This window comes from Natrinema longum (assembly GCF_017352095.1).
In the GTDB taxonomy this organism is placed as follows: Archaea; Halobacteriota; Halobacteria; order Halobacteriales; family Natrialbaceae; genus Natrinema; species Natrinema longum.
Map to the genome: position 1 here is coordinate 3,260,647 of NZ_CP071463.1, position 22,124 is coordinate 3,282,770.

Genomic DNA, 22,124 nt, shown 5'->3' on the forward strand with positions numbered 1-22,124 from the left:
ACCCGATATGGCTTCGGCAACGGAAAAAAACGAGACCGATCAGGTTCGTGAGATCGGTCACGACGAGTACGATCCGGTCGGGACAGCGATCCTGATCACGATCTACTTTCTGATACTGGTACTGCTCTGGGTGTTCATGTACTTCGTCGAGTTCCTCGGCAACGGTCCGACCGTCGTCGGGACGCTTCTGACGGTGGTGGGACTGGCATGAACATACACACCTACGAAAAGGCCTGGCTGGCCGCAGCCATGGTATTGATCGTCGGGTTCATCGCGACGATCACGTACGGTGCGGTCGGTCCCGGGATCGCGATGATCGACGACGAGGCAGGGTCGATCGACCCCGACAATATCAACGACCACGAGCGATTCGGCGACCCCGGCGTCGAACACGTCGGCGGCAACGAATACGAAGTCAACGTCGTCGCCCAGGCGTGGCTGTACACGCCCGATCAAATCGAGGTTCCGGAAAACAGCGAAGTGACGTTTTACGTCACGAGTCGGGACGTGACACACAGTTTCTCCGTGGTCGGAACGAACGTCAACACGATGGTCATCCCTGGTCAGGTCTCGGAGATGACCGTCCAGTTCGACGAACCGGGCGAGTACGGCATCCTCTGTAACGAATACTGTGGCGAAGGTCACCACACCATGGAAGGATTACTCACCGTCGTTCCCGAAGAAGAGTTCGACCTGACCGAGCTGTCGGTCGATGCTCCGCGTGAGGTCGAGGCAGGCAACGAGACGACGATCAATGCGACCGTGAGCAACGGCATGCAGGAAGACCTCGAGACGACCGTCGCCCTCGACATCGGCGGCCAGCAGTACGAGGAAGACGTCACGGTTACCGGCGACGGGAGCGAGACCGTCGAATTCCCCGTCGATACGACGGAACTCGGGACGGGAGACCACGACTGGACCGTGACCGCCGACGGCTACGAGGACAGCGGCTCCCTCTCGGTCGTCGAGCCGACGGACGACAGTGACGGCGGCTCCGACGGGGGTGAGGGCGATGCGTAACGCCTACGTCGACCAGTTCCCGTCCGAAGCGAGAGTGATCAAGGCGGCCTTCTGGAGTTCCTTCCTCGCGCTCGCGATCGGGGGTTCGCTCGGTCTCCTGCAGGCGCTACACCGGACCGACTTCCTCCGCATTATGGACTCGGCCGACTACTACACGGTCCTCACCGCCCACGGCGTGTTGCTGGCGATCACCTTCACGATCTTCTTCCTCGTGGGGATCTTCACCTGGGCGGTGACCTCCAGCCTCGATCGGGGTGTCGTCGACATCCGATTCACCTGGAGTTGGTACGCGATGATGGTCGTCGGGACGGTGTTGGTCGGGCTCTCGATCCTCGGCGGGGTCGTCGACGCGATCCCGATGAACGCCGACGTGCTCTTTACGTTCTACTCGCCGCTACAGGCCCATCCAGCCTTTTATATCGGTCTGGTGCTGTTCGTCGTCGGCTCGTGGCTCGCCGGGGTGGACTGGTTCCGGACGTGGTGGGCCTGGCGGAAGGAAAACTCCAGCGAGCGGATCCCACTGCCGACGTTCATGGCGCTGACGACGACGCTGTTCTGGTATCTCTCGACGCTCGGCGTGGCGGTCTCGATCCTCGTCTTCCTGCTGCCGTGGTCGCTGGGGATCGTCGACTCCGTCAACCCGCTGTTGACCAGAACGCTGTTCTGGTACTTCGGTCACGCCGTCGTCTACTTCTGGCTGATGCCGGCGTACATGATGTGGTACATCATGCTGCCGAAGCTCTCCGGCGGGAAACTGTTCAGCGATCCGCTCGCACGGGTCGTCTTCGTCCTCTTCCTGTTGCTGTCGACGCCGGTGGGCATCCACCACCAGTACTTGGACCCCGGCATCGCGGAAGGGTACAAGTTCATCGCGATGACGAACACGATGTTCCTGCTGTTGCCCAGCCTGCTCACCGCCTTTACCGTCGTCGCCAGCATGGAACACGGCGCACGCCAGCGTGGCGGCGAGGGCTACCTCGGCTGGTTGAAGGCCCTGCCGTGGCGTGACCCGGTGTTCACTGGGATGGCACTTGCGGGCCTGATGTTCGCCGCAGCCGGCTTCTCCGGGATGATCAACGCCGGAATGAACATCAACTACCTCGTCCACAACACGTGGTGGGTCGTCGGTCACTTCCACCTCACCGTCGGTACCGCCGTCGCGCTGACCTTCATGGCAGCGGCCTACTGGTTCATCCCACAGGTCACCGGCAAGGAGCTGTGGAACCGCTCGGTCGCGCTGGGACAGGTCCTGCTCTGGTTCATCGGCATGACGTTCATGTCCAACGCGATGCACCGCTCCGGGCTGTTCGGCGTGCCCCGTCGGACCGCGGAACCCCAGTACCAGAACTTCTCGTTCGAGCCCGCAGCCGGCAGCATGGGCGAGATCAACGCTCAGGTCGCCCTCGGTGCAGTCCTGTTGACCGTGTCGCTGGCCCTGTTCCTCCTGAACATGGTCATGACCTCGTTCAACGACAGCAACGGTTCGATTCCCGCGAACACCTACGCTGGCACGCTCTCGGGTCCCGAGGATTCGCCGGCCATCCTCGACAACCTCAAGCTCTGGACGGCGATCGCCGTCGTCCTCGTGATCATCGGCTACACCCTCCCGCTAGCGAGCATCGTCGACACCGGCGGGCTGTTCGGTCCCGGCATCGACGGCTTCCAGCTCACCATCGGCACCGATCCCGCGCTCGTGCTCGAGTCCGTCAGTGAGGTGCTGCCGTAGATGCGCATCTCGAAGGGGGCGCTGCTGGTCGTCATCGCCGTCCTCATCCCGTTCGTAGTCGAGTTCCGGACGGCGCTCTCGTGGTTCGGGATCGAGCTCTCGGTCCTCGAGTCGCTCGTCCTCGGTGGCGCAGCCGTCCTCGCGATCGTACTCTGGGCGGTGTGGCCGCCCAACGGAAGCGCCGGGCCCTCAGGCTCGAGCTAACTCCGGACCGTTTTTCAAAAGGCGTCACGTTCGCGGAGTCGAGTCACCACGTCGCGAACTCGCTGTGAGGCGTCCCGCGGGGCGACGAGGATCCGGTCGTCGAACGCGGCGACGATCAGGTCGTCGACCTCGAGTACGGACACGTGCGAGTCGGGTGCGGCGACGACGTTGTTCGCGGCGTCGATCGAGAGGACGTCTCCCGCGACGAGGTCGTTCGCCGTGTCGTCGCGCGTGGTCTCGAGTACCCGTCCGACGGCGTCCCACGTCCCGAGATCGTCCCAGCCGACCGACAGCGGCGTCACGGAGACGTCGGTCGCACGCTCCATGATCGCGTAATCGATGCTGATGGCGTCGACCGCGTCGAACCCACCGTCGGGATCGCCGTCCTCGAGCGCGTCGACCAGCGGTGCGAGCGGAGACTCACGCGCGTCCCGCAGGAGTGCGCTCGGCGTCCAGGCGAAAATTCCGGCGTTCCAGTATGCACCGGCGTCGACGAGGCGCGTCGCCTCCTCGCGGTCGGGTTTTTCCGTGAATCGTTCGACCGCAGCGTGGCCGTCCTCGTCGATGTCGCTCCGCGTCGGGACGATGTAGCCGTAGCCCGTCGCCGGCCGGGTCGGCTCGACGCCCAGCGTGACGAGGCCGTCCGTTTCGACGGCGATCTCGGCGGCGCGCTCGAGGACGGCGGCGAACGCCGCCTCGTCGGTGACGTGGTGGTCGCTGGGGAGACAGATCAGGACCGGCTCCCGATCGAACCGATCGCGCAGCCGCCACGCGGCGTAGACCAAGGCAGGGCCGGTGTCTTTCCCGTCCGGTTCGATCAGCACGCCCGCCTCGGGCGCGTGGTCGTGGATCTCGTCGGCGAAGGATTCGCGAGTCAGGACGACTCGTTCGTCGGCGAAGGCCGTTCGATCCATCGTCTGCGAGAGCAAGGAGCGTTCGCCGCCAAAGGAGTGGAACTGTTTCGGCCGATCGCTCCGGCTCGCGGGATAGAGCCGACTCCCCGTGCCGCCGGCGAGGACGCAGGCGATGACTGGCCGATCCATACTACCAGGTCTCGATCCGTCCGTTACGGACGTCCTCGGCACAGCCTTCGCAGTCGGGGTGGCCCTCCTCGTAGCAGGCCGGCCGGTACTCCTCGTCGAGCTTCGCCGCCCGTTGTTCGGCGTAGCGCCGGCAGACGATCTTCGCCCGCCCCGCATCGTCGGCCGGCAATCCGCGGGCGTTCTTCGCGACCGCGTAGGAATCCCGTGCCTCCTCGAGTTGCTCGTCGGTCGACCTGCGGAGCTCCTCGAACTGCTCGCCCGCCTCCTGCAGCGTCGAGCGGAGGAACCGCTCGAGTCGACGCCGATCCGCCATTGGCTCACCGTTTGGCCCCCGGGCACATATACTGTCGGACGCCACTGCGATGCCAACGACTTTGATCGAATGGCCCAAGTCAAAAACATGGCCATCACCGATTCGCTCCGGGGAATCACCTGCCCGATGGTGACTCCCTTCGACGACGGATCGATCGACGACGCAGCGCTCACCGAACTACTCGAGCACCTCCAGGCGGGCGGCATCGATGCGGTCTTCCCCTGCGGGACGACCGGCGAGTTCCCGGCCCTGACGGCCGCCGAGCAACGCCACGTTATCGAGACGACCGTCGAACACGCCGAAGTCCCGGTCGTCGCGGGGGCCGCGGCGACGAGCGTCGAGGACACGATCGCGGCTATCGACCGGGCTGGCGATGCGGGTGCCGACGCCGCCGCGATCGTCGCACCCTACTTTACCACGGCGAACGCCCCCGCTGGCAACCACCAGTTCTTCGAGACGGTCCTGCAGGACGCGTCACTCCCGATCTTGTTGTACAACATCCCCCAATGTACGGGCCAGCGTATCGAGCCCGAAACGGTGGCCGCCGTCGCCGAGCACGACCGAGTCGTCGGGATCAAGGACTCGAGTGGCGACCTCGAGTACTTCCTCTCGGTGCTCGAGAAGACGCCCGCGGAGTTCCTGTGCCTGCAGGGGTACGACGCCTTGCTGGTCCCCGCACTCAGGATGGGTGCCGACGGCGGGATCAACGCGCTGTCGAACGTCGTTCCCGACGTTCTGCGAGCGGCCTTCGAGCGGGCCGACGACGAACGCGGGCGAGTGCTCCAGCGTGATGCCATCTCGCCGCTGTTCGAGGCCTGCACGACACACGGCTTCGCCCCGGCGACGAAGACCGCGCTCACCGAACGCGGCGTTATCCCATCCGACGAGGTTCGGTCGCCACTCGTTCCCGTCGACGACCCGGGCACCGAAACGATCGGCGACGCTCTCGAGACCGCACTCGCGGTCGACGAGCGGTAACGGGGAACCGACCGCGCCGGTCTCGATCCCCGTACCGAACACGCCCACTCGACGCCGTCTGGTGGTTTCTTTCGCCGGCGTTCACTTTCGCTCCGGTGGCGGTACTTTAAATACTATCGGGAGCGAACGGACGTATGCCTCCCAGTGAAACCAAAGAGGAGGCGAGAAACCATGAGCGACGTACGCCAACACGCCGACGACATACACGAGCAGTTTTCGGACCACCTCGACGTAAGCGTCGAGGACGTCGAGGAGCGCCTGACTACGCTCGTCGACGAATACAAAGTACCGATCGACGAGGCACGCCGGAGCGTCACGAACCACTACCTCGAGGAGGCCGGCCTCGACCGCGAGGACATCTCGAGTGGCGACAGCGAGAAAGCCAACGTCGAGGACGTCGACGAGCCCGAGGAGTGGATCGACCTCACCGCGAAGGTCATCGAACTCTGGGATCCCCGCAGCGACTCCGTCGCGCAGGTCGGCCTGCTGGGCGACCCGACCGGGACGATCAAGTTCACCAAGTGGGCCAAATCCGACCTCCCCGCGCTCGAGGAAGGGGGCGTCTACGAACTTCGCAACGTCGTCACCGACGAGTACCAGGGCCGGTACTCGGTCAAACTCAACTCGACGACGGTGATCGAAGAGCTCGAGGAGGACCTCGAGGTCGGCAACGACACCAGCGAGGTCGAGGGCGCACTGGTCGACATGCAAAGCGGCAGCGGGCTGATCAAGCGCTGTCCGGAGGAGGGCTGTACCCGCGTCCTCCAGAACGGGCGCTGTAACGAACACGGCGAGGGCGAGGGGGAGTTCGACCTCCGCATCAAGGCCGTCGTCGACGACGGCATCGACGCCCACGAAGTCATCTTCGACAAGGACGCCACCGAGGAGCTGACGGGGCTGAGCTTAGAGGAGGCAAAGGACATGGCGATGGACGCGCTCGATACGACCGTCGTCGCCGACGAGATCCGGGACGATATCGTCGGGACCTACTACCGCATCGAGGGGCCGACCTTCGGCCGGTACGTCCTGGCCGACGACGTCGAGGAACTGGACGGGCCAGCCGATCCCGAGGAACTGCTGATCAAAGCGAGGTCGATGTGACATGAGCCAGTCAGAACTCACGCGCGAAGTCGCCCGCCGCGTCTTCGCCTCCGAATTCAACGATTCGACGTACGCGTTCAAAGAGAGCGACGACGAGCGAGCGCCGAACTTCGCGCTCCTGCCGACGGGCGACCGCGCGAACCGCGTGTTCGTCGTCGGGACCCTCACCGAAACTGAAGACGTCGGCGACGAAAGCGAGTACTGGCGCGGACGGGTCGTCGACCCCACGGGGACGTTCTTCGTCTACGCCGGCCAGTACCAGCCCGAGGCCGCCTCGGTGCTCCGGGACACGGAGCCGCCGGAATACGTCTCCATCGTCGGCAAACCGCGCACCTACGAGACCGACGACGGTACCGTCAACGTCTCCCTGCGACCGGAATCCATCGCGGTCGTCGACGACGACACCCGCGACCGCTGGGTCGTCGAAACCGCCGAGCGCACCCTCGATCGCATCGAGTCCTTCGAGGAGTGGGAGGCCGAACAGGAAGCGCCCGAAAGCGCCTCGACGGCACCGACGAACGAGTACGCCGAGATGGCCCGCGAACGCTACGACTCACCGGTCGTCAACTACCGCAACGACGTGATTCAGGCACTCGAGAGCCTCGAGGCCATCGAGGAGACCGACGACGCGGAAGCGACAGTCTGAACGCGACTCGCGAACGGTTCTTTTTTGCTCCGACTCGAGAGCGGCGGCCACCGTGATCTGACGACGACGATTCCAGCAGTGACTGTCGACGCCATCACCCCTCCAGGACGCGCTCGAGCATCGCTCCGATCGCCGTGCACTCGTCGGCGGTGGCCTCGTGGCCCGTCTCGGGAGAGCAGCGTTCGTCGACCGCTGCATCGCTCTCCTCGAACGCTCGGATCGTCTCCGCGACGTGTTCGGACGCCACGTGTGGATCGGCATCGCCGTAACCGACGAGCACCGGCGTTCCTTCGAGCGAGCCGTCGATCGCTGCCTGGGCGTCCCCGACGATCCCCGTCACGTGGTGGTGCCCCGGCGTCTCGGTCAGCATGGCGCGGAATTGGGCCTCGAGCGGATAGCCTGCCGGGTCGCTGCCGGTCGACTGGTTCACGTCGTCCGTTCGAGCGCTCGAGCGGGCTCGGCCAGTTCGTCGGTCGTACACACCGTCTGACAAATGGTTAAGTGCCGTGAACGACGACTAGGGGTATCGATGGGGAACAAGAACAAGACGATCTCGTTTCGGGTCAACGAGGACGCCTTCGAGGCGCTCCAGGCGATCGCCGAGGAGCGCGACATCTCGCTGTCCGCCGTCTTTCGGGATTACGTCGACCAACTCGTCGAACACGACGGCCAGGTCGAAGTAGTCCCCGAGACCGAACTCGAGGCCCGGACCGGCGGCGACGGAGGCGGCGACGACATCTCGTTCCCGCCGACCGTCGAAGTCCCAAAGCGGTTCATTCGCGAACACGAACGGCTCGAACTCGAGGCCGAACACCTCCGGGAGCAACTCGAGGAGTACAAGGGATACGTCAACGATCTCCAGGACCGACTCGAGGACGAGGAAGACGAGGTACTGCTGCTCGACGAGTTAGACGACGAAGAGGAATCGTATCAGCTGCGGTAGCGACCGGAGACGGTCGAAGGCGGTTCCCGCCACCGGATCGAGCGGACAGTCGACCGACCCTATTAGAGATAGCCCAACTGCTCGAGGTTTTCACGCGTCGAGTCGTCGAGATCCGTCTCCGCCAACGCCTCGCGCCCCGCCTCCTTTTGTTCTTTCAGCAAGCGGAGCAGCTGTCGGGACGTCCGGAGCTTGAAACGGAGTTCCGGATCGTCGACCTCCGATTGAACGCTCGTGAGCATCGTTTCAACGGTCTCGAAAGCCGTCTGGGGCATCACTGCCGACTAGCTGGCAGAGACGTATATAATCGGTCACGATTCCGATCCGGTCGGAACCACGGGCGGCGTCTTAGACCCTTCAGGATGGCTCCACTCAAAAGTCTTCACGGAGTCCGCTCCGGCAGTCTGAACCCCTCGAGAGCGATCTACCGCTCGAGTTCCCGTTTCGCTTGCCGAATTTCGTCGTACTTCTCGTCGGCCCCGTCGACCCGCGCGAGCCCTTCCGCGGCCTCGAGGGTCCGAACGCCGTTGTCGAGGAAGGAGAGGACGTCGCCGGAGTAGGCATACACCATGTAGTCGTCGGTCATCACGTCGACGATCGCGTCCGGTCCCAGACCCTGGGCGCGCAACTCGAGGAGATATTTGACGAACTTCCGCTCGGGGCACCCACAGTAGGGGTTGTTGTCACAGCCACAATCGAGGAAGTCCTGCGTGAAATCCAGCACCCGATCGCGCGTCGCGTCGTCGAGTTTCTCGAGGCCGTCGCCCTGGAAGAGCATGTCCAGCGTCGCACCCTTGAACGCTCCTTTGGGGATGTTCGTCTCGAGCTGGGAGCTGAGCTGACGGTGGTTCTTGATGTAGATCTTGTCGGTGATGGCCACGCTTGTCGATGGTACCTCGCGTGGGCCGAAAAACGTCTCGGTCGCGAGCGGGCTCGAGTGTGCCGAGTTACCAGGAATCGCTCACGCCGGGCGAAATCCCACGCGACAGTGTCCCACACCGCGTCGCAGAGTCGTAACGTATTTTAGTCCAACCGGCTGTAGGTTCAGGTGTAAGCGTGTCCGGGTTGGGGTAGTGGTTATCCTTCAGCCTTGTGGAGGCTGAGACGCGGGTTCGATTCTCGCACCCGGACTTTTTCACGGCGTCGTCGCGAACGAAGTGAGCGACGGCTCGGAGCGGCTTTGCCGCTCCGGTGACCATCGGGAGGAGCTGAAAAGCCGGAACGCGAGATCGAACCAGGGAGTGAAGCGAACGACCGGGGTTCGATTCTCGTACTCGGACTGTTCGTGAACCGCGCTCGAAGGGACCGAGGCTGACACCGCCGGAAAGTGAGGAGTGTCCGAGCGAAGACGACGGTGGTAACGGTGCTGGACGTTCTTCCACAGGTAACGAAACAGCCGCGAAGACAGTTTAGCGACGCTCACAACGCGGGTTTGGCGAGAGAGTTAACAGTGTCGCGTCCCTAGCGATAGCGTGAACGAAACACCCCCAACAGACGCAGGTACGCGGGCCGATACGGTCGATTACGAGACCGTGGACCGGCGCGTGCTCGTCATCGGCGCGGGTGCCGCGGGAGCACGGACCGCGATCGAACTGGTCGAACGCGGCGTCGACCCGGCGGACGTACTCGTCGTCGGGAAGCGCGCCCACGGCGACGCCCACACGACGTGGGCCCGCGGGGGCATCAATGGGGCGCTCGGGACCCTCGACCCGGAGGACGACTGGACGATCCACGCCGCCGACACGCTGACCGAGGGCCACTCCCTCAACGACCCGGGGAAGGTCGAGACGGTCACCCGCCGGATGCCGGGCATCCTCCGCGAACTCGAGGACTGGGGCATGGAGTTCAGCCGCACCGAAAGCGGCGACATCGACCAGCGCTACTTCGGCGCACAGTCGTTCCGCCGGACGGCGTTCGCCGGCGACTACACCGGAGAGGCGCTCCTCGACGCGCTGGTCGACCGTGCACAGGCGCTCTCGATCCCCTACCGCGAGAACGTCTTCGTCTCCCGGATACTCGCCGACGACGGCCGCGTGCTCGGGGCAGTCGGGACGGATCTCGACACTGGGGAGTTCGTCGTCTTCGACGCCGAGGTGGTGGTTCTGGCCGCGGGCGGGTACACCGGGCTCTACCGCCGCCACTCCTCGCGCGACGACGAGAACACCGCCGACGGGCCCGCACTCGCCTATCAGGCGGGTGCGACGCTGATGGACATGGAGTTCGTCCAGTTTCACCCCACGGGCATGGTCGGCAAGCGCTACGGGGAGTCGTGGGACGGTCGGCTCGTAACCGAGGCCGTTCGCGGGGAGGGCGGTCGACTGTACAACGCCGAGGGGGAACGGTTCATGGAACGGTACTCGCCGGACCAGATGGAACTCGACGCCAGGGACGTCGTCGCCCGCGCCATCGCGAAGGAGATCGCCGACGGCCGCGGCACGGACTCCGGCGGCGTCTATCTCGATATCTCCCACCGGGGTCGCGACTTCATCGAAACGAGGCTCCCGCGGATGTACGAGCGGTTCGCCGAGTTGGGCGTCGACATGGCCGAGGAGCCCGTCGAGGTCGCGCCGACGGCCCACTACGGAATGGGTGGGGTTCGTGTCGACGACGAGGGCGAGACCGATGTCGACGGGCTGTACGCCATCGGCGAGACGATGGCGGGCGTCCACGGTGCGAACCGACTCGGGGGAAACTCGCTCGCAGAGACGGTCGCGTACGGCGCGGTCACTGGCGAAGCCGTCGCCGACCGGCTCGCCGAACGCGAGGTGCACGGAGCCGACGAACTCGGCGAGCACGCCGCGGTCCACCTCCACGACCTCGCCGACCTCGCGAACAGCGACGGGACGTACGACCCGGCTGCGGTGTTCGACGACCTCCGGTCGTTGCTCTGGGACCACACGGGCATCCTGCGCGATGCTGACGGCCTCGAGAACGGAGTGGCCGGCCTCGAGGAACTCCGTGAGCGGGCTTCCGATCTCGCGGTCGGGGACAGGACGAGCGCGTCCTACGAGTTCGCGCTCGACCTCGGGTTCGCCCTGCTCACCGCGGACGCCGTACTCCGCAGTGCGCGGGAGCGAACGGAGTCACGCGGCGCACACTTCCGCACCGATTTCCCGGACGCGACACCCGAATGGCGACGCAACGTGGTGGTTCGCTCGGACAGCGTCGGTACGATGGACCTCTCGACTAGCCCCGTCGGTACGCCGAGCGATGCGGTACAGGCGGCCCTCGATAGGGGGTACGAACTCGATTACCACCAGCTCGAATGAGCGGGGTCTCTGCGGAGCGGTCGCTCGCTCGAGGAGAACGCGTCCCCGCGATCGGCCGATTCTGACCGCCGTCGCACGATGTCGTTGGCGCTACAGCGTGATCTCTTCTCCATCGTCGGGGACGTGGACGTTTTCAGTCTCCGAGCGCACTTGCTCGCGTGTGAGCAAACAGTGGTTGATCGCCTCCATGTGAACGACGACGACCGTCGCATCGGTGGCCTCACGGACGGCGGAGACGTCCGCGACGCCCATCGTGATCGGCTCGCCGTGATCGAACTGTGCTTCACCGCCGTTGAGAACGACCATGTCGGGTTCGAACCGCTCGAGCGTCCGTTCGACTTGCTCGTACCAGACCGTGTCGCCGGCAAGGTACAGCGTCTCGTCGGCTTCGAGAACGAACCCCGAGACGGGCCCCATCTCCTCGGCTAACTCGCCGTGCCCGTGGCGAGCGGGCGTCCGGGAGATGGTGACGCCGCCGAAGGATACCGAATCGTCGACGGGCCGTACGTCGGTGAAGCCCTCGTCGACGAACGCATCCGCCTCGACGGGCTGACAGAACAGTGGAACGTCCGCGTCGAGTTCCGCTTTCGCCGCGTCGTCGAAGTGGTCGGGATGACGGTGGGTGACGATCACGGCGTCGTACGACAGATCGATATCGGGCATCGGTACGAGGGGATTCCTGCGGTCGTTCGGCGTATCCCGTATCGACGGGTTCTCTCCGGGAGACGCAAACAGCGGATCGACGAGAAGCGTCGTCTCTCCGATGGTCACGAGGAGCGTCGCGTTGCGGACGAGAGAGACGCTGGTATCGAGAGTCGGTGACATACGACAGCCCCTTCGGCGAGCGTCGGGTTGTGGGTTGCGGTGAGTCGACCGGGATGGACGTGCTGTCTGCACTCGAGGTCGTCGCGGCCGAAGCGAGTAGGACCCCGTTCGATTCTCGAACCCGGACGGTCATCCGGCTCTCTCGAGCGACTGCGGCCGTTCGGACTCGCGTTCTCGAGCTCCCCTTCCCTCGCCTCCCTGAAGCGCAACTTTTTGTCGCGTCGTTCCGACAGTAGATGGCATGAGCCATGGGCTGGAGCCGACCGAGGAGTACGACGGCTCCATCGTCGTTCGCCTCCTGGACGACACGGCGGGGAGAGAGCAAATCCGTTGTACGTCGTACGAGGAAGCCATCGCCGTCGTCAAGGAGAACCACCGCTCGGTCACGGTCGCGAAGATCGTCGACCGGGACGGGGCCGTCGTCTTCACCTCCGCCGAGATGAGTATCGACGACTGGGAGACGGAATGGGAGCACGCCAAACGTCGCCTGTCCGTCGACGTCGAGGCGTACGACTGCCCGTACGACAACGTCGCCTGTTTCGCCGACGATCACTGTATTCAGTGCCAGATCGACGCGGTCAAAGAGGAGTACTGACCACGAGCTGCCGTCCCCTACCGCCTACGCCGCCTCCTCGAGGAACTCGGTCAGACGCTCGACGAAGTACTCCGGCCGTTCCTCGGGAATCCAGTGGCCGGCGCGCTCGACGACCTCGCTCTCGACGTCGGTTGCGACCGCCTCCATGTCCCTGATCGGGAGGTCGCGGAAAGACGCCGCACCGCCGAGGGCGAGGACGGGCATCTCGAGGGGATCCTCGGCGTGGGCCTGATTGTGCTCGGCGTCGGCGTCGTAGGCCCGGTAGTACTCGAAGCCGCCCCGCAGTCCGCCGGCCTGTGCATAACAGCGGACGTACTCCTCGCGGGCGTCGCCGTCGATCGCCGTGGGATCGTAGGCCCCCTCCCCGTAGAACCAGTCGAGATAGAGCCGTTCGCGACCGGCGACCAGCCGTTCGGGGAGGTCTCGAACGCTGTGAAAGCGGGTGTGCCAGAGCTTGATTTTATCGTCCTCGTTGATGCCCGGCAGTCCGGCCTCGAGGACGCAGAGCGCGCGGACGTCCTCGCGGTACTGGGCGGCGTAGGCGTAGGCGGTCGGCATTCCCCAGTCGTGGCCGACGAGCGCGATCGGTTCGTCGTCGAACCCGAGGTGGGAAACGAGTTCGCGGACGTCGGTCGCGACGGTATCCTTGTCGTACCCCGAGACGGGTGCCTCTGAGTCGCCCAGCCCCCGGAGATCGGGTGCGATGACGGTGTAGTCCGCCGCGAGCTCCGGAATCACGTCCCGCCATTCGTACCAGGTCTGTGGCCAGCCGTGGAGCAACACGAGCGGGGGCCCCTCGCCGGCGGTGACGTAGTGCAGTTTGACGCCGTTGACGCGGGCCTGTCCGTGCTCGAAGTCGTCGTGTTCGACCATACGACAATGTTCCGAGGACGAACTATCAGTCTTCCGTCGGAAACGGCGCGGACGTGAGCCGTCGTGATCGACGCACAAACCAAAGCGCGTACGGACCGTCCCATCGATCGATGAGCGAGACAGACGACAGCCTCGAGTGTGGTTCCTGTGGAGAGACCGTCCCGTTCGACGACGCCCGCCGGACGAAAACGATGGGCGGACTCGACCCGACGACGTGGCAGACGCTTTGCTGTCCGTCCTGTGGATCACGACTCGAGACGGTCTTCGTCGGCGAGTGAGTCGACTGTGAGCCTCCGCTCGGACGTGTCACTGCCCGCTCGATGGCTCTCGCATGCTCTCGCGTTTAGGAGCGTCGTCCCGTAGGGGACGCATGGCGGACGCTCGATTCGGCGGCCCGTTCGACGAAACGCAGCGAAACGCGGCGCTCGCCTGGGCGATCACGATCGTGCTCGTCGCGCTCGCGATCACTCACGGCCTCGCCGACTCCTACCGATGGTTCGCGTTCACCGGGTTCGCGACCGTGATCGTGGTGCTTCCGGCCGTCGCGTTTCGAGATCCGCTGGTGATGCCACCCTGGGAGCTGTTGGGCCTCGTCTCCCTGCCCGTCGTCGACGCGACGGTACTCGGTGCGTCGTTCCTGACGTCGATCGCCGTCTACGTCGCCGTCGCCGCAGTCGCGCTCGTGGTCTCCGTCGAGATTGACCGGTTCACGGCGGTTCGGATGAACCACGCGTTCGCGGTCGCGCTCGTCGTGCTGACGACGCTCGCCGTCGCCGGCGCGTGGAACGTCGCCCAGTGGGTCGCCGACGTGACGTTCGGGACGGACTACATACTGGACGGCCGCTCGCAGGACGCGGCCAACCGCGCGCTGATGATCGACTTCGCGTACGCAGCGGTCGCCGGGCTGTTCGCTGGCGTCGTCTTCGGTCGCTACTTCGGGTCGTACGGTGTCGACGAGGCCGAGACCCAGCGAACCCCCACGTCACGGGAATCCTCGCCCGACGAGGAATCGGACCCCGTCCCGACGCTGATCCGCGATCAGCTAGACGTCCCCGACGGGATCGTTCGGCGACTCTCTCGAGTCATGCAAGCGGCTCTCGCCATCCTCCTGCTGTACGGGATCGTCAGCCGCGACCTGACGACGGTCTCGAACGCCGCCATCGCGCTCGCAATCACCTTCCTCCCCGCCCTCCTCGAGCGGGACGCCAAACTACCGCTCGAGCCGGGACTCGTCTTCTGGCTCACGGCGGCCGTCTTCCTGCACGTCCTCGGCTCGGCCGGGCTGTACGCGCTGATCGGGCCGTGGGACAGCCTGACGCATACGGTTTCGGCGTCGATCGTCGCCGCGGGGGGCTACGCGGTCGTCCGGGCGATCGACCTCCACACGGACGAGATTTACGTCCCTCCGGCGATGCTGTTCGCGTTCATCCTCGTGTTCGTCCTGGCATTCGGCGTCGTCTGGGAACTCATGGAGTTCGTCATCGACTGGAGCGCACGACGGTTCGGCCTCGAGGCGGTCCTCGCCCAGCACGGGCTCAACGATACGATCGTCGACCTCGTCTACGACGCCGTCGGGGCCGTCGTGGCCGCGATCTGGGGGTCGTTCTACCTCACCGAACTCTCCCAGCGAATCGCCGGTCGGCTCGCGGCGTCGTAACCGCTCGGGTCAGGTGCCCTATTCGGCCGCGTCGGTCAGTCGCTGCACCTCGTCGTCGGACAGCGAGAGCTGTGTGGCGGCGACGTTCGACTCGAGGTGAGCGGGGTCGGATGTCCCCGGAATGGGCAACATGACGTCTGCACGCTCGAGGAGCCACGCCAGCGCGACCTGTCGTCGCGTCGCATCGTGTGCCTCGGCGATGTCGTCGAGGAGGTCGCCGTGTGCGGCCAGATCGTCGCCGTTGATCGGAGCCCACGGGATGAAGCCGATATCGTTCTCGGCACAGACCTCGAGGGAATCGGCGGCCCCGCGGTCGTTCAGGTTGTACCGGTTCTGGACGGTCGCGACGTCGACCTGTTCGCGAGCCTGATCGATGAGTTCGGGGGAGACGTTACTGAGGCCGACTTCGCGGACGAGTCCCTCGTCTTTGAGTTCGGCGAACGCAGCCACGGAGTCCTCGAAGTCGGTATCGCCGTCGGGCCGGTGGAACTGGTAGAGGTCGATGGTGTCCGTTCGAAGCCGGTCGAGCGAGGTAAGCACCTGATTGCGGATGTAGTCGGGATCGCCGTGGGCGATCCACTCGCCCTCCCGGTTGCGCAACAGGCCGGCCTTGGTCGCGACCAGGACGTCGTCGGGGTCGCCGATCGCCTCGCCGATGAGTCGCTCGCTCACGGCCGGGCCGTAGGAGTCGGCCGTGTCGATGAGGTCGATACCACAGTCGACGGCGCGCTGGACGACCTCGCGTGCGGTTTCCTCGTCCTCGGGCGAGCCGATGATATCGTCCCCACAGAGCCGCATCGAGCCGAACCCCAGCCGATGGACCGTCGTCTCGCCGATCTCGAACGTCCCACTCTCGTTTGTGATCGAACTGTTGCTCACGCTTGCAGTAGCGATCCGAGGGCGGATAATCGTTGGCGGTTGCGAGGTGCTTGCCGGAACCGAAGCGTCACCGGGACCCGGAGGTCGCCGACGCTACCTGATACCGATTTCACACAGCATCGTGTTTATCAGGTGATATTGAACGATGTCCGATACCGAAGCTGGACGAGATAGCTGGCGTTCTCGATAGCCGTGCCGAAACACTCCTCGTCGCCGTCTGCACGGGTGTCGTTAGAGGGACTCTCGATGACGGCCGCGAGATCGATCGTCGAGTCGGCCTCGACGGCAGTATCTCGGTCCGCAGCCGTTCCCGTGTCCGTCTCAAGTGGGATCCGATCAGCGGGCTATCCCGTCGTATCGCGGCCCCTCGCTGCCGAACCACGCGGTTGTGATTCCGCCGTTGGGTTCGGACTGTCGGTTTCACGACACCTTATCTGGTGACGATCCAGAGGAGGAGCCCGATGACTCCGATAGCAGTCCCGACGACGAAGTACGTCGTCTGGTATTCCGAAAACAAGGCTACGTAATGCATCGCGAACCCGATCGCCGCGTACAGCCCGATACCGACGAAGAGAATAGACAGGTTCAGGACGCGAGCTACCTGTCTCGATTTGGTTGCTGTCGATTCCGACGCCGCGGATTCGGATACGTTTGACATCTGCATTTACTTTGCTTCTAACCAGTCTTAATTCCTTTCATGAATCCGGTCGATCTGACTCCGATCCGATTGGCGAGGTCGTCCGTTCCGACGAACGGGACGACGGCCGAACGCGAGCCGGTCGTCGATTGCGATCCGTCGGGACGAGTCCCGGCGGAGTCCGCTCCTGGCAGGGCATCCGGTCGGCCGATTCAGCCCGCGAGTCGGTGCCGGTAACCTGCCCTGGGCTCTCGTTCGGTTCTGGCCACCCGTTCGAGCGGAATACCTAACTCAGTGGCGTGCTGTGAATTGTCATGGACATCGCGGAAGCGAGTGCGATTTGCAGTGACGTCCTCGACGAAGTAGCGACCGCGGTGGTCGCAGACCGGTCGTTTTTCGAGACCGTCTTCATCGGGGTACTTTCGCGCGGTCACGTTCTTCTCGAGGAAGTCCCGGGTACCGGCAAGACGCTTACGGCGCGGTGCTTCGCGACGGCGTTGGGGCTCTCCTTTTCCCGTATCCAGTTTACGCCCGATCTGCTGCCGACGGACGTGACCGGGAGCCAACTCTACGACGAACGCGACGGCACGTTCGAGTTCAGCGAGGGCCCGGTCTTCGCGAACGTCGTTCTGGGCGACGAGATCAATCGAGCACCGGCCAAGACGCAGGCTGCACTCCTCGAGGCCATGGCCGAGCGGCAGGTGACGACCCAGGGTGAAACGCGGCCGCTCCCGGATCCGTTCGTGGTCATCGCGACCCAAAACCCCATCGAGAGCGAGGGCGTCTTCCCGCTCCCCGAGGCACAGATCGATCGCTTCACCGTGAAAGCGCAACTGGGATACCCCGATCACGAGGGCGAAATCGACATTTTGCGACGGCGTCTCGACCGGGAAACCCGGAGCCCCGACGTCGAACCCGTCCTGTCCGGCACACAGGTACGAGAACTGCAGCGCGTGCCCGAGACGGTACGGGTCGACGCCGACACCCTCGATTACATCGGTCGACTGGCACGCGCGACTCGGGAGGACCGCCGTGTCGACGTCGGCGTCTCACCCCGCGGGACACAGCAACTGCTCGAAGCGTGTCGTGCACGCGCCGTCATGCAGGGTCGGGGTTTCGTCACACCGGACGACGTCAAGGGAGTCGCCCATCCGGTATTGGCCCACCGACTCGTGCTTACCGCCGACGCGCGCATCAATGGCATCGACGGCCGCACCGTCGTCGACGACGTCCTCGGATCCGAACCCGTTCCGACGGTCGACGGAATCGAACGGAGTGGGAACGGGACGTAGTTATGCGACCACGGCAACACCGTCTCCTCATCGTCGCGGCGGTCTGTGTGCTCGCGCTCTCGCTGGCCGCGGCAACGCTCGATTCGACGGTGGATCCCGCTCCTGGCGGTGGAACTGGTGACGGAGCGAGCCCATCCCCGGTATCGAACGGTGATCGACCCGGTGTCTCCCCAGGTCCCCCCTGCGTTTCCTGGCTCGCGACGCCCTGGGCGACGGTCGGCCTCCTCGGAGCCCTCGGCGGCGGGAGCCTGCTCGTTTGGCACCGCTACAGTCGCCTCGAGGCGATCGCGTTCGGGGCTGGCGTCGGCGGCCCTGCATTCGGCTTGTATCTGGTGCTCACCGACTGCGCAACCGGTGGCGCAGCGACGATCGTGTACAGACAGTTCGAGCGACTCCCGCTGGGTCGCGTCGGCGGCTCCGGGAGCGGGTCCGATCCAGTCGTCCCCGCCGTGCTCCTCGGCGCGGTCCTCCTCGCGGGACTTGCCCTCGCCGCGATATTGTTCTCCGTCTCGCTCACCGATCGTGGTGCTGAGTCGGCAGTTCACGTCGAGGCCGACGACGATTCGGACGGGGCGGCGGCAGCACGTGCCGCCGGCGACGCGGCCGAGCGTCTCGATGCCAGTGTCGATTTCGAGACCGAGATCCACCGGGCGTGGCGGGAGATGGCGGTCCACCTCGACGTACCCAGTCCGGAATCGAGTACGCCGGGCGAGTTCGCCGACGCAGCTATCGAAGCGGGCCTCAATCCCGACGCCGTCCACGAGCTGACTGCACGCTTCGAGGAAGTACGCTACGGCGGTTTCGAGGCGACGGCCGATAGAGAAACACGCGCGCGGAACGCCCTCGAGCGCATCGAAGCAAGTTTCCAGACCGTCGACGAGGGTCACACGACAGCTGCTGACTCGGACAGTGTACCCCCGGGTGGAGGGAGCTAGATGGGGAGTCCAGTGGTCGGACGCGCGTTGATCGCCGGCGGCGTCGTCGCCGTGGGACTCGGGATCGTTGCGATGTGGATCCCCGGCGTCGCAGCGCTCTTTGGCGGTAGCGATGCGTTCGTCCCGCTGCTCGGTATCCTCGCCCTCGTCCAGACGGTCCGGACCGCGAGTGCCGTCTGGAACTCCCCGTGGGAACGTGCGACGCTCCCGGACGCCCACCGGGTCGAATCGCCGACGCCCCCGGGAGAGACGGTCGATCGGACGTTCGAACTGAGCAGCTATCAGACGCAGACTGACCGCCGTGCCCGTCTCACGCGCTATCTCAGACACGTCGCCGTTCGGATACTCGTCGCGGAGACCGGCGATTCGACCGAGGTCGTCCGAACGCGTCTCGAGCGTGGGACGTGGACCGACGATCCCGTCGGAGCCGCCCTGTTCACCGAGGAGTACGTCCCGACGTGGCGCGATCGAATCCGTTCGCGACTGGGCCGTGAGACGCTGTTCCAGCGGCGAGTGCGACACGCCGTCGCCGCCCTCGAAGAACGCATGGAGGGCCCCGATGAGTGAGACGGCGACCGAACGGCCGACGAACCGGTGGGCGGGCGTCGACGCAATCGCGTGGGCCGCCGCCGCAGCCGGATTACTCGCGCGCGAGCCGGGCGTCCTCCTCCTCGCTGCCGTCGGTGTCGTGTTCGCAGCCTACGCCAGACTCGGAACGCAGCCGGAACCCGAGATCCGAATAACGCGAGAAATAGACGATCGAACGCCGACGCCGGGTCAGCACGTCACCGTCCGCCTGACCCTCGAAAACCGCGGCAACCGGCTGTTGCCCGACGTCCGCATCGTCGATGGAGTCCCCACAGCACTCGGCGTCCCCGAGGGATCGCCACATCTCGGGACCGTGTTGCATGCTGGCGAATCACTGACGCATACGTACACGATCCGAGCGGAACGCGGGACCCACGAGTTCGATCCCGTCCGCGTCGTCTGCCGGAGCTTCAACGGAGCCTCCGAGACGGCGCTACGCGAGCGCGTCGAAACGACGCTCACCTGCTCGCCGTCGATGGACGGCTCGTGTGAGCCACCGCTTCGACGCCTGGTCTCCCACTACGGCGGGCAGATCCCGACCGACAGCGGCGGCAGCGGCACCGAATTCTACGGGGTTCGCGACTATCGACCGGGCGATCGGGTGAACCGCATCGACTGGGCGCGACGCGCACGGACCGGCGAGCTAACGACGCTCGACTTCCGCGAGGAACGAACGGCGACGGCCCTCCTCTTCGTCGATGCACGGCCGTCGGCCTACGTGGGAGTCAGTGACGATACTTCCGGGACGCATGCCGTGGAATGGAGCGTTCGGGCGTCCGGGGAAATCTTCGCTGGACTGCTCGACGCCGGTAACCGGGCGGGCATCACGGCGGTCGGATCCGAGTTCGTGTGGCTCGGCCCGTCTGCGGGCGAGACGCACCGCCAACGCGCACGCAACCTGCTGGCGACGACCCCTACACTGTCCTCGAGTCCGCCACGCGAACGGATCCGGACACACAAGTTGGCCACACCCTCACCCGACGTCGACCGCCAAACCGCCTTGCAGCTTCGCCAACTCGAGGTACACCTCCCGGACGACGCACAGGTCCTCTTTTGCTCACCGCTTGCCGACGACGCCGCCGTTACGATCGCCCGACGCTTGCAGGCCGCCGGAACCGCCGTAACGGTCGTCAGTCCCGATGTCACCGACCGGAAGACGCTTGGGGCTCGAGTCGCCCGACTCTCTCGGAGAGAGCGGATACAGACGCTCCAACGGGCGAACGTTCGCGTCATCGACTGCCAGATGTCGGAGCCGCTTGCGGTCGCGTTCGAGCGGGCCGAGGAGGGATGGCAATGACCGACGCCGGAATACGGACCACCCCGTCGAGAATCAGTTCGAGCCTCGCAGTCGGGGCTGCAGGAGTGGCGGGCGTGACGGGCCTCGGCGGTGCCGGCTGGACGATCCTGCTCGCTCCGCTCGGCGTCGCCCTCGTCGTCGGCGGCCTCTGGCGGTCGGACCGGCGAATCGTGGTCGGTGGCTGTGCAGCCCTCTGGTGTGCCACGCTGGTAACGGGGGTTGCCGGCGGTGAGCCCGCGCGACTCGTCCTCGCAGTCGCAGCTACCTTCGTCGCCTGGGACTTCGGGGAACGTGCGATAACCCTCGGCGACCAACTCGGCCCGCGGGCCAGGACGCGGCGTCTTGAGTTGGCCCATGCGGCAGTCACCATCACGGTCGCCACAGTCGGGGTTGGGCCCGTCTATCTCGTCTTTCTGTTCGCCAGCGGCGGGCAATCGGTGCTGACTCTGGTCTCGTTACTGATCGGTGCGACAGCGCTGTTGGCTGCCCTCCGCGAACTCGAGCAGTGACGCTGGTTGAGACGCGCCGATCTTTCGCGTCGACACGGACGGCTCATCGGAACGTGGCTGGGGAACGACCGTCGATCACCGGACCAGTACCGGTAGCATTCTCCGCACCTTCTCGATAACGGTAATCGCGAGGGCAACCGGAACTATTCAGCTACTGGCAGCCGTGTCTGTTCTCGATGTCCGACGACCACTCCGACCACGACCACCACCACGAACGGGTCGACGCGACCGTCGACGACCGGGAAACCTGGGCCCGCCGCCGTCGGGAGGGCGTCCCGACGAACGAGAACCTGCTCGTCGTCGCCTGCATGGACGAACGAATCCCCATCGAGGAGGCGCTGGGCCTCGAACTGGGAGACGCGCAGGTGTTCCGAAACGCCGGCGGCAAGGTAACGGACGACGTCATCCGTTCGGCCGCACTGACGACGAACTTCTTCGACACCGACGAGATCATCGTGATCAACCACACCGACTGCGGGATGATGAGCGCACCCGACGAAGCCGTTCGCGAGGGACTCGAGGCACAGGTTGGGGACCTCGACGAGACGGACCTCGATCCGTCGCTGCCCGAGTTGACCATCGGGGACGCCGACATCATGGACTGGGTGAAGATGACGGACGATATCGACGAGGCCTGCGCCGCCCAGGTGGAACACCTCCGCGAGTCGTCGTTCGTTCCGGACGACGTGACCGTGACCGGATACGTCTACGAGGTCGAGTCGGGCGAGCTCCGCCGGCCCGGCGACCGCGTCGGCGAGGAGATCAGCGAGCGACGGACCTGAGCGCCCCTCGGCAGG

General features: G+C 65.3%; 27 protein-coding genes and 1 tRNA gene. 19 read left to right on the forward strand and 9 right to left on the reverse strand.

Annotated elements, in window-relative coordinates; translation table 11 throughout:
* Positions 1-7 precede the first annotated feature (7 nt).
* The 4 genes from J0X27_RS16125 to J0X27_RS16140 are packed head-to-tail and all read left to right on the forward strand — an operon-like array spanning position 8 to position 2,950.
* Positions 8-211, forward strand: coding sequence for a hypothetical protein (locus J0X27_RS16125; RefSeq protein ID WP_207270158.1), 204 nt, complete (start codon positions 8-10; stop codon positions 209-211).
* Positions 208-1,020, forward strand: a complete 813-nt coding sequence (locus tag J0X27_RS16130) for a cupredoxin domain-containing protein (protein WP_207270159.1) — start codon at positions 208-210, stop codon at positions 1,018-1,020. Before J0X27_RS16125 ends, J0X27_RS16130 begins: the two co-directional genes overlap by 4 nt.
* Positions 1,013-2,746 carry a b(o/a)3-type cytochrome-c oxidase subunit 1 gene (locus tag J0X27_RS16135; RefSeq protein WP_207270160.1) on the forward strand — a complete coding sequence of 578 codons (1,734 nt, stop codon included), beginning with the start codon at positions 1,013-1,015 and terminating at the stop codon, positions 2,744-2,746. The genes J0X27_RS16130 and J0X27_RS16135 overlap by 8 nt, the downstream gene beginning before the upstream one ends.
* Positions 2,747-2,950 carry a CbaC protein gene (locus J0X27_RS16140; protein WP_207270161.1) on the forward strand — a complete coding sequence of 68 codons (204 nt, stop codon included), beginning with the start codon at positions 2,747-2,749 and terminating at the stop codon, positions 2,948-2,950. It abuts the gene before it with no gap.
* A 14-nt stretch (positions 2,951-2,964) separates the two neighbouring features.
* On the opposite strand, the gene J0X27_RS16145 is transcribed toward J0X27_RS16140, so the two are convergent.
* Positions 2,965-3,993 (reverse strand): mannose-1-phosphate guanylyltransferase, encoded by a 1,029-nt coding sequence (locus J0X27_RS16145; protein ID WP_207270162.1) that lies wholly within the window; start codon positions 3,991-3,993, stop codon positions 2,965-2,967.
* A 1-nt stretch (position 3,994) separates the two neighbouring features.
* The gene (locus tag J0X27_RS16150; protein WP_097379671.1) at positions 3,995-4,306 is read right to left on the reverse strand and encodes a DUF7091 family protein; all 312 of its coding nucleotides are present in this window, start codon (positions 4,304-4,306) and stop codon (positions 3,995-3,997) included.
* An 87-nt stretch (positions 4,307-4,393) separates the two neighbouring features.
* On the opposite strand from J0X27_RS16150, the gene J0X27_RS16155 reads away from it, so the two are divergent.
* The 3 genes from J0X27_RS16155 (at position 4,394) to J0X27_RS16165 (ending at position 7,031) form a co-directional block, all read left to right on the forward strand.
* A complete protein-coding gene (locus J0X27_RS16155; protein ID WP_207272101.1) occupies positions 4,394-5,284 on the forward strand; it encodes a dihydrodipicolinate synthase family protein in 891 nt (296 codons plus the stop codon).
* A 171-nt stretch (positions 5,285-5,455) separates the two neighbouring features.
* Positions 5,456-6,385, forward strand: coding sequence for a replication factor A (locus tag J0X27_RS16160; protein ID WP_097379669.1), 930 nt, complete (start codon positions 5,456-5,458; stop codon positions 6,383-6,385).
* A gap of 1 nt (position 6,386) precedes the next feature.
* Positions 6,387-7,031: an RPA family protein gene (locus tag J0X27_RS16165; protein WP_207270164.1), complete on the forward strand. Its 645-nt coding sequence runs from the start codon at positions 6,387-6,389 to the stop codon at positions 7,029-7,031.
* 94 nt (positions 7,032-7,125) lie between these two features.
* On the opposite strand, the gene J0X27_RS18245 is transcribed toward J0X27_RS16165, so the two are convergent.
* Positions 7,126-7,512, reverse strand: coding sequence for an alpha/beta hydrolase (locus tag J0X27_RS18245; RefSeq protein WP_207272112.1), 387 nt, complete (start codon positions 7,510-7,512; stop codon positions 7,126-7,128).
* A 48-nt stretch (positions 7,513-7,560) separates the two neighbouring features.
* Here J0X27_RS18245 and J0X27_RS16175 point away from each other — a divergent pair, with 48 nt between their 5' ends.
* Positions 7,561-7,974, forward strand: a complete 414-nt coding sequence (locus J0X27_RS16175) for a DUF8146 domain-containing protein (protein WP_207270166.1) — start codon at positions 7,561-7,563, stop codon at positions 7,972-7,974.
* A gap of 62 nt (positions 7,975-8,036) precedes the next feature.
* Here the strand turns inward: J0X27_RS16175 and J0X27_RS16180 are convergent, their stop codons facing one another.
* Both J0X27_RS16180 and J0X27_RS16185 read right to left on the reverse strand, forming a co-directional pair.
* On the reverse strand, positions 8,037-8,246 hold the full coding sequence (locus J0X27_RS16180; protein ID WP_207270167.1) for a hypothetical protein: 210 nt from the start codon (positions 8,244-8,246) through the stop codon (positions 8,037-8,039).
* A 149-nt stretch (positions 8,247-8,395) separates the two neighbouring features.
* Complete coding sequence (locus J0X27_RS16185; protein ID WP_207270168.1) at positions 8,396-8,851, reverse strand: DUF5814 domain-containing protein; 456 nt, start codon at positions 8,849-8,851, stop codon at positions 8,396-8,398.
* Positions 8,852-9,030: 179 nt separating this feature from the next.
* Between J0X27_RS16185 and J0X27_RS16190 the strand changes: the two genes are divergently transcribed.
* Both J0X27_RS16190 and J0X27_RS16195 read left to right on the forward strand, forming a co-directional pair.
* Positions 9,031-9,102: transfer RNA gene (locus J0X27_RS16190), tRNA-His, on the forward strand.
* A gap of 341 nt (positions 9,103-9,443) precedes the next feature.
* Positions 9,444-11,240: an L-aspartate oxidase gene (locus tag J0X27_RS16195; RefSeq protein ID WP_207270169.1), complete on the forward strand. Its 1,797-nt coding sequence runs from the start codon at positions 9,444-9,446 to the stop codon at positions 11,238-11,240.
* 90 nt (positions 11,241-11,330) lie between these two features.
* Here the strand turns inward: J0X27_RS16195 and J0X27_RS16200 are convergent, their stop codons facing one another.
* Positions 11,331-12,065 carry an MBL fold metallo-hydrolase gene (locus tag J0X27_RS16200; protein ID WP_207270170.1) on the reverse strand — a complete coding sequence of 245 codons (735 nt, stop codon included), beginning with the start codon at positions 12,063-12,065 and terminating at the stop codon, positions 11,331-11,333.
* 241 nt (positions 12,066-12,306) lie between these two features.
* Here J0X27_RS16200 and J0X27_RS16205 point away from each other — a divergent pair, with 241 nt between their 5' ends.
* Positions 12,307-12,660, forward strand: a complete 354-nt coding sequence (locus tag J0X27_RS16205; RefSeq protein WP_207270171.1) for a hypothetical protein — start codon at positions 12,307-12,309, stop codon at positions 12,658-12,660.
* A 24-nt stretch (positions 12,661-12,684) separates the two neighbouring features.
* On the opposite strand, the gene J0X27_RS16210 is transcribed toward J0X27_RS16205, so the two are convergent.
* A complete protein-coding gene (locus J0X27_RS16210; RefSeq protein WP_207270172.1) occupies positions 12,685-13,533 on the reverse strand; it encodes an alpha/beta fold hydrolase in 849 nt (282 codons plus the stop codon).
* Positions 13,534-13,643: 110 nt separating this feature from the next.
* On the opposite strand from J0X27_RS16210, the gene J0X27_RS16215 reads away from it, so the two are divergent.
* Positions 13,644-13,811, forward strand: a complete 168-nt coding sequence (locus J0X27_RS16215) for a hypothetical protein (protein ID WP_207270174.1) — start codon at positions 13,644-13,646, stop codon at positions 13,809-13,811.
* Between the two features lie 92 nt (positions 13,812-13,903).
* Positions 13,904-15,190, forward strand: coding sequence for a DUF2238 domain-containing protein (locus J0X27_RS16220; RefSeq protein ID WP_207270176.1), 1,287 nt, complete (start codon positions 13,904-13,906; stop codon positions 15,188-15,190).
* An 18-nt stretch (positions 15,191-15,208) separates the two neighbouring features.
* On the opposite strand, the gene J0X27_RS16225 is transcribed toward J0X27_RS16220, so the two are convergent.
* Together J0X27_RS16225 and J0X27_RS16230 are read right to left on the reverse strand one after the other, a co-directional pair.
* On the reverse strand, positions 15,209-16,069 hold the full coding sequence (locus tag J0X27_RS16225) for an aldo/keto reductase (RefSeq protein WP_207270177.1): 861 nt from the start codon (positions 16,067-16,069) through the stop codon (positions 15,209-15,211).
* Positions 16,070-16,499: 430 nt separating this feature from the next.
* Positions 16,500-16,727: a hypothetical protein gene (locus J0X27_RS16230; protein ID WP_207270178.1), complete on the reverse strand. Its 228-nt coding sequence runs from the start codon at positions 16,725-16,727 to the stop codon at positions 16,500-16,502.
* Between the two features lie 293 nt (positions 16,728-17,020).
* On the opposite strand from J0X27_RS16230, the gene J0X27_RS16235 reads away from it, so the two are divergent.
* The 6 genes from J0X27_RS16235 (at position 17,021) to J0X27_RS16260 (ending at position 22,109) form a co-directional block, all read left to right on the forward strand.
* On the forward strand, positions 17,021-17,998 hold the full coding sequence (locus tag J0X27_RS16235; protein ID WP_207270179.1) for an AAA family ATPase: 978 nt from the start codon (positions 17,021-17,023) through the stop codon (positions 17,996-17,998).
* A 2-nt stretch (positions 17,999-18,000) separates the two neighbouring features.
* Positions 18,001-18,933 carry a DUF4129 domain-containing protein gene (locus J0X27_RS16240; protein WP_207270180.1) on the forward strand — a complete coding sequence of 311 codons (933 nt, stop codon included), beginning with the start codon at positions 18,001-18,003 and terminating at the stop codon, positions 18,931-18,933.
* Complete coding sequence (locus J0X27_RS16245; protein WP_207270181.1) at positions 18,934-19,500, forward strand: DUF7269 family protein; 567 nt, start codon at positions 18,934-18,936, stop codon at positions 19,498-19,500. It abuts the gene before it with no gap.
* Positions 19,493-20,818, forward strand: coding sequence for a DUF58 domain-containing protein (locus J0X27_RS16250; protein ID WP_207270182.1), 1,326 nt, complete (start codon positions 19,493-19,495; stop codon positions 20,816-20,818). The genes J0X27_RS16245 and J0X27_RS16250 overlap by 8 nt, the downstream gene beginning before the upstream one ends.
* Positions 20,815-21,327, forward strand: coding sequence for a DUF7519 family protein (locus tag J0X27_RS16255; protein WP_207270183.1), 513 nt, complete (start codon positions 20,815-20,817; stop codon positions 21,325-21,327). Before J0X27_RS16250 ends, J0X27_RS16255 begins: the two co-directional genes overlap by 4 nt.
* 176 nt (positions 21,328-21,503) lie before the next feature.
* Positions 21,504-22,109, forward strand: coding sequence for a beta-class carbonic anhydrase (locus tag J0X27_RS16260; protein WP_207270184.1), 606 nt, complete (start codon positions 21,504-21,506; stop codon positions 22,107-22,109).
* Positions 22,110-22,124: the final 15 nt, after the last annotated feature.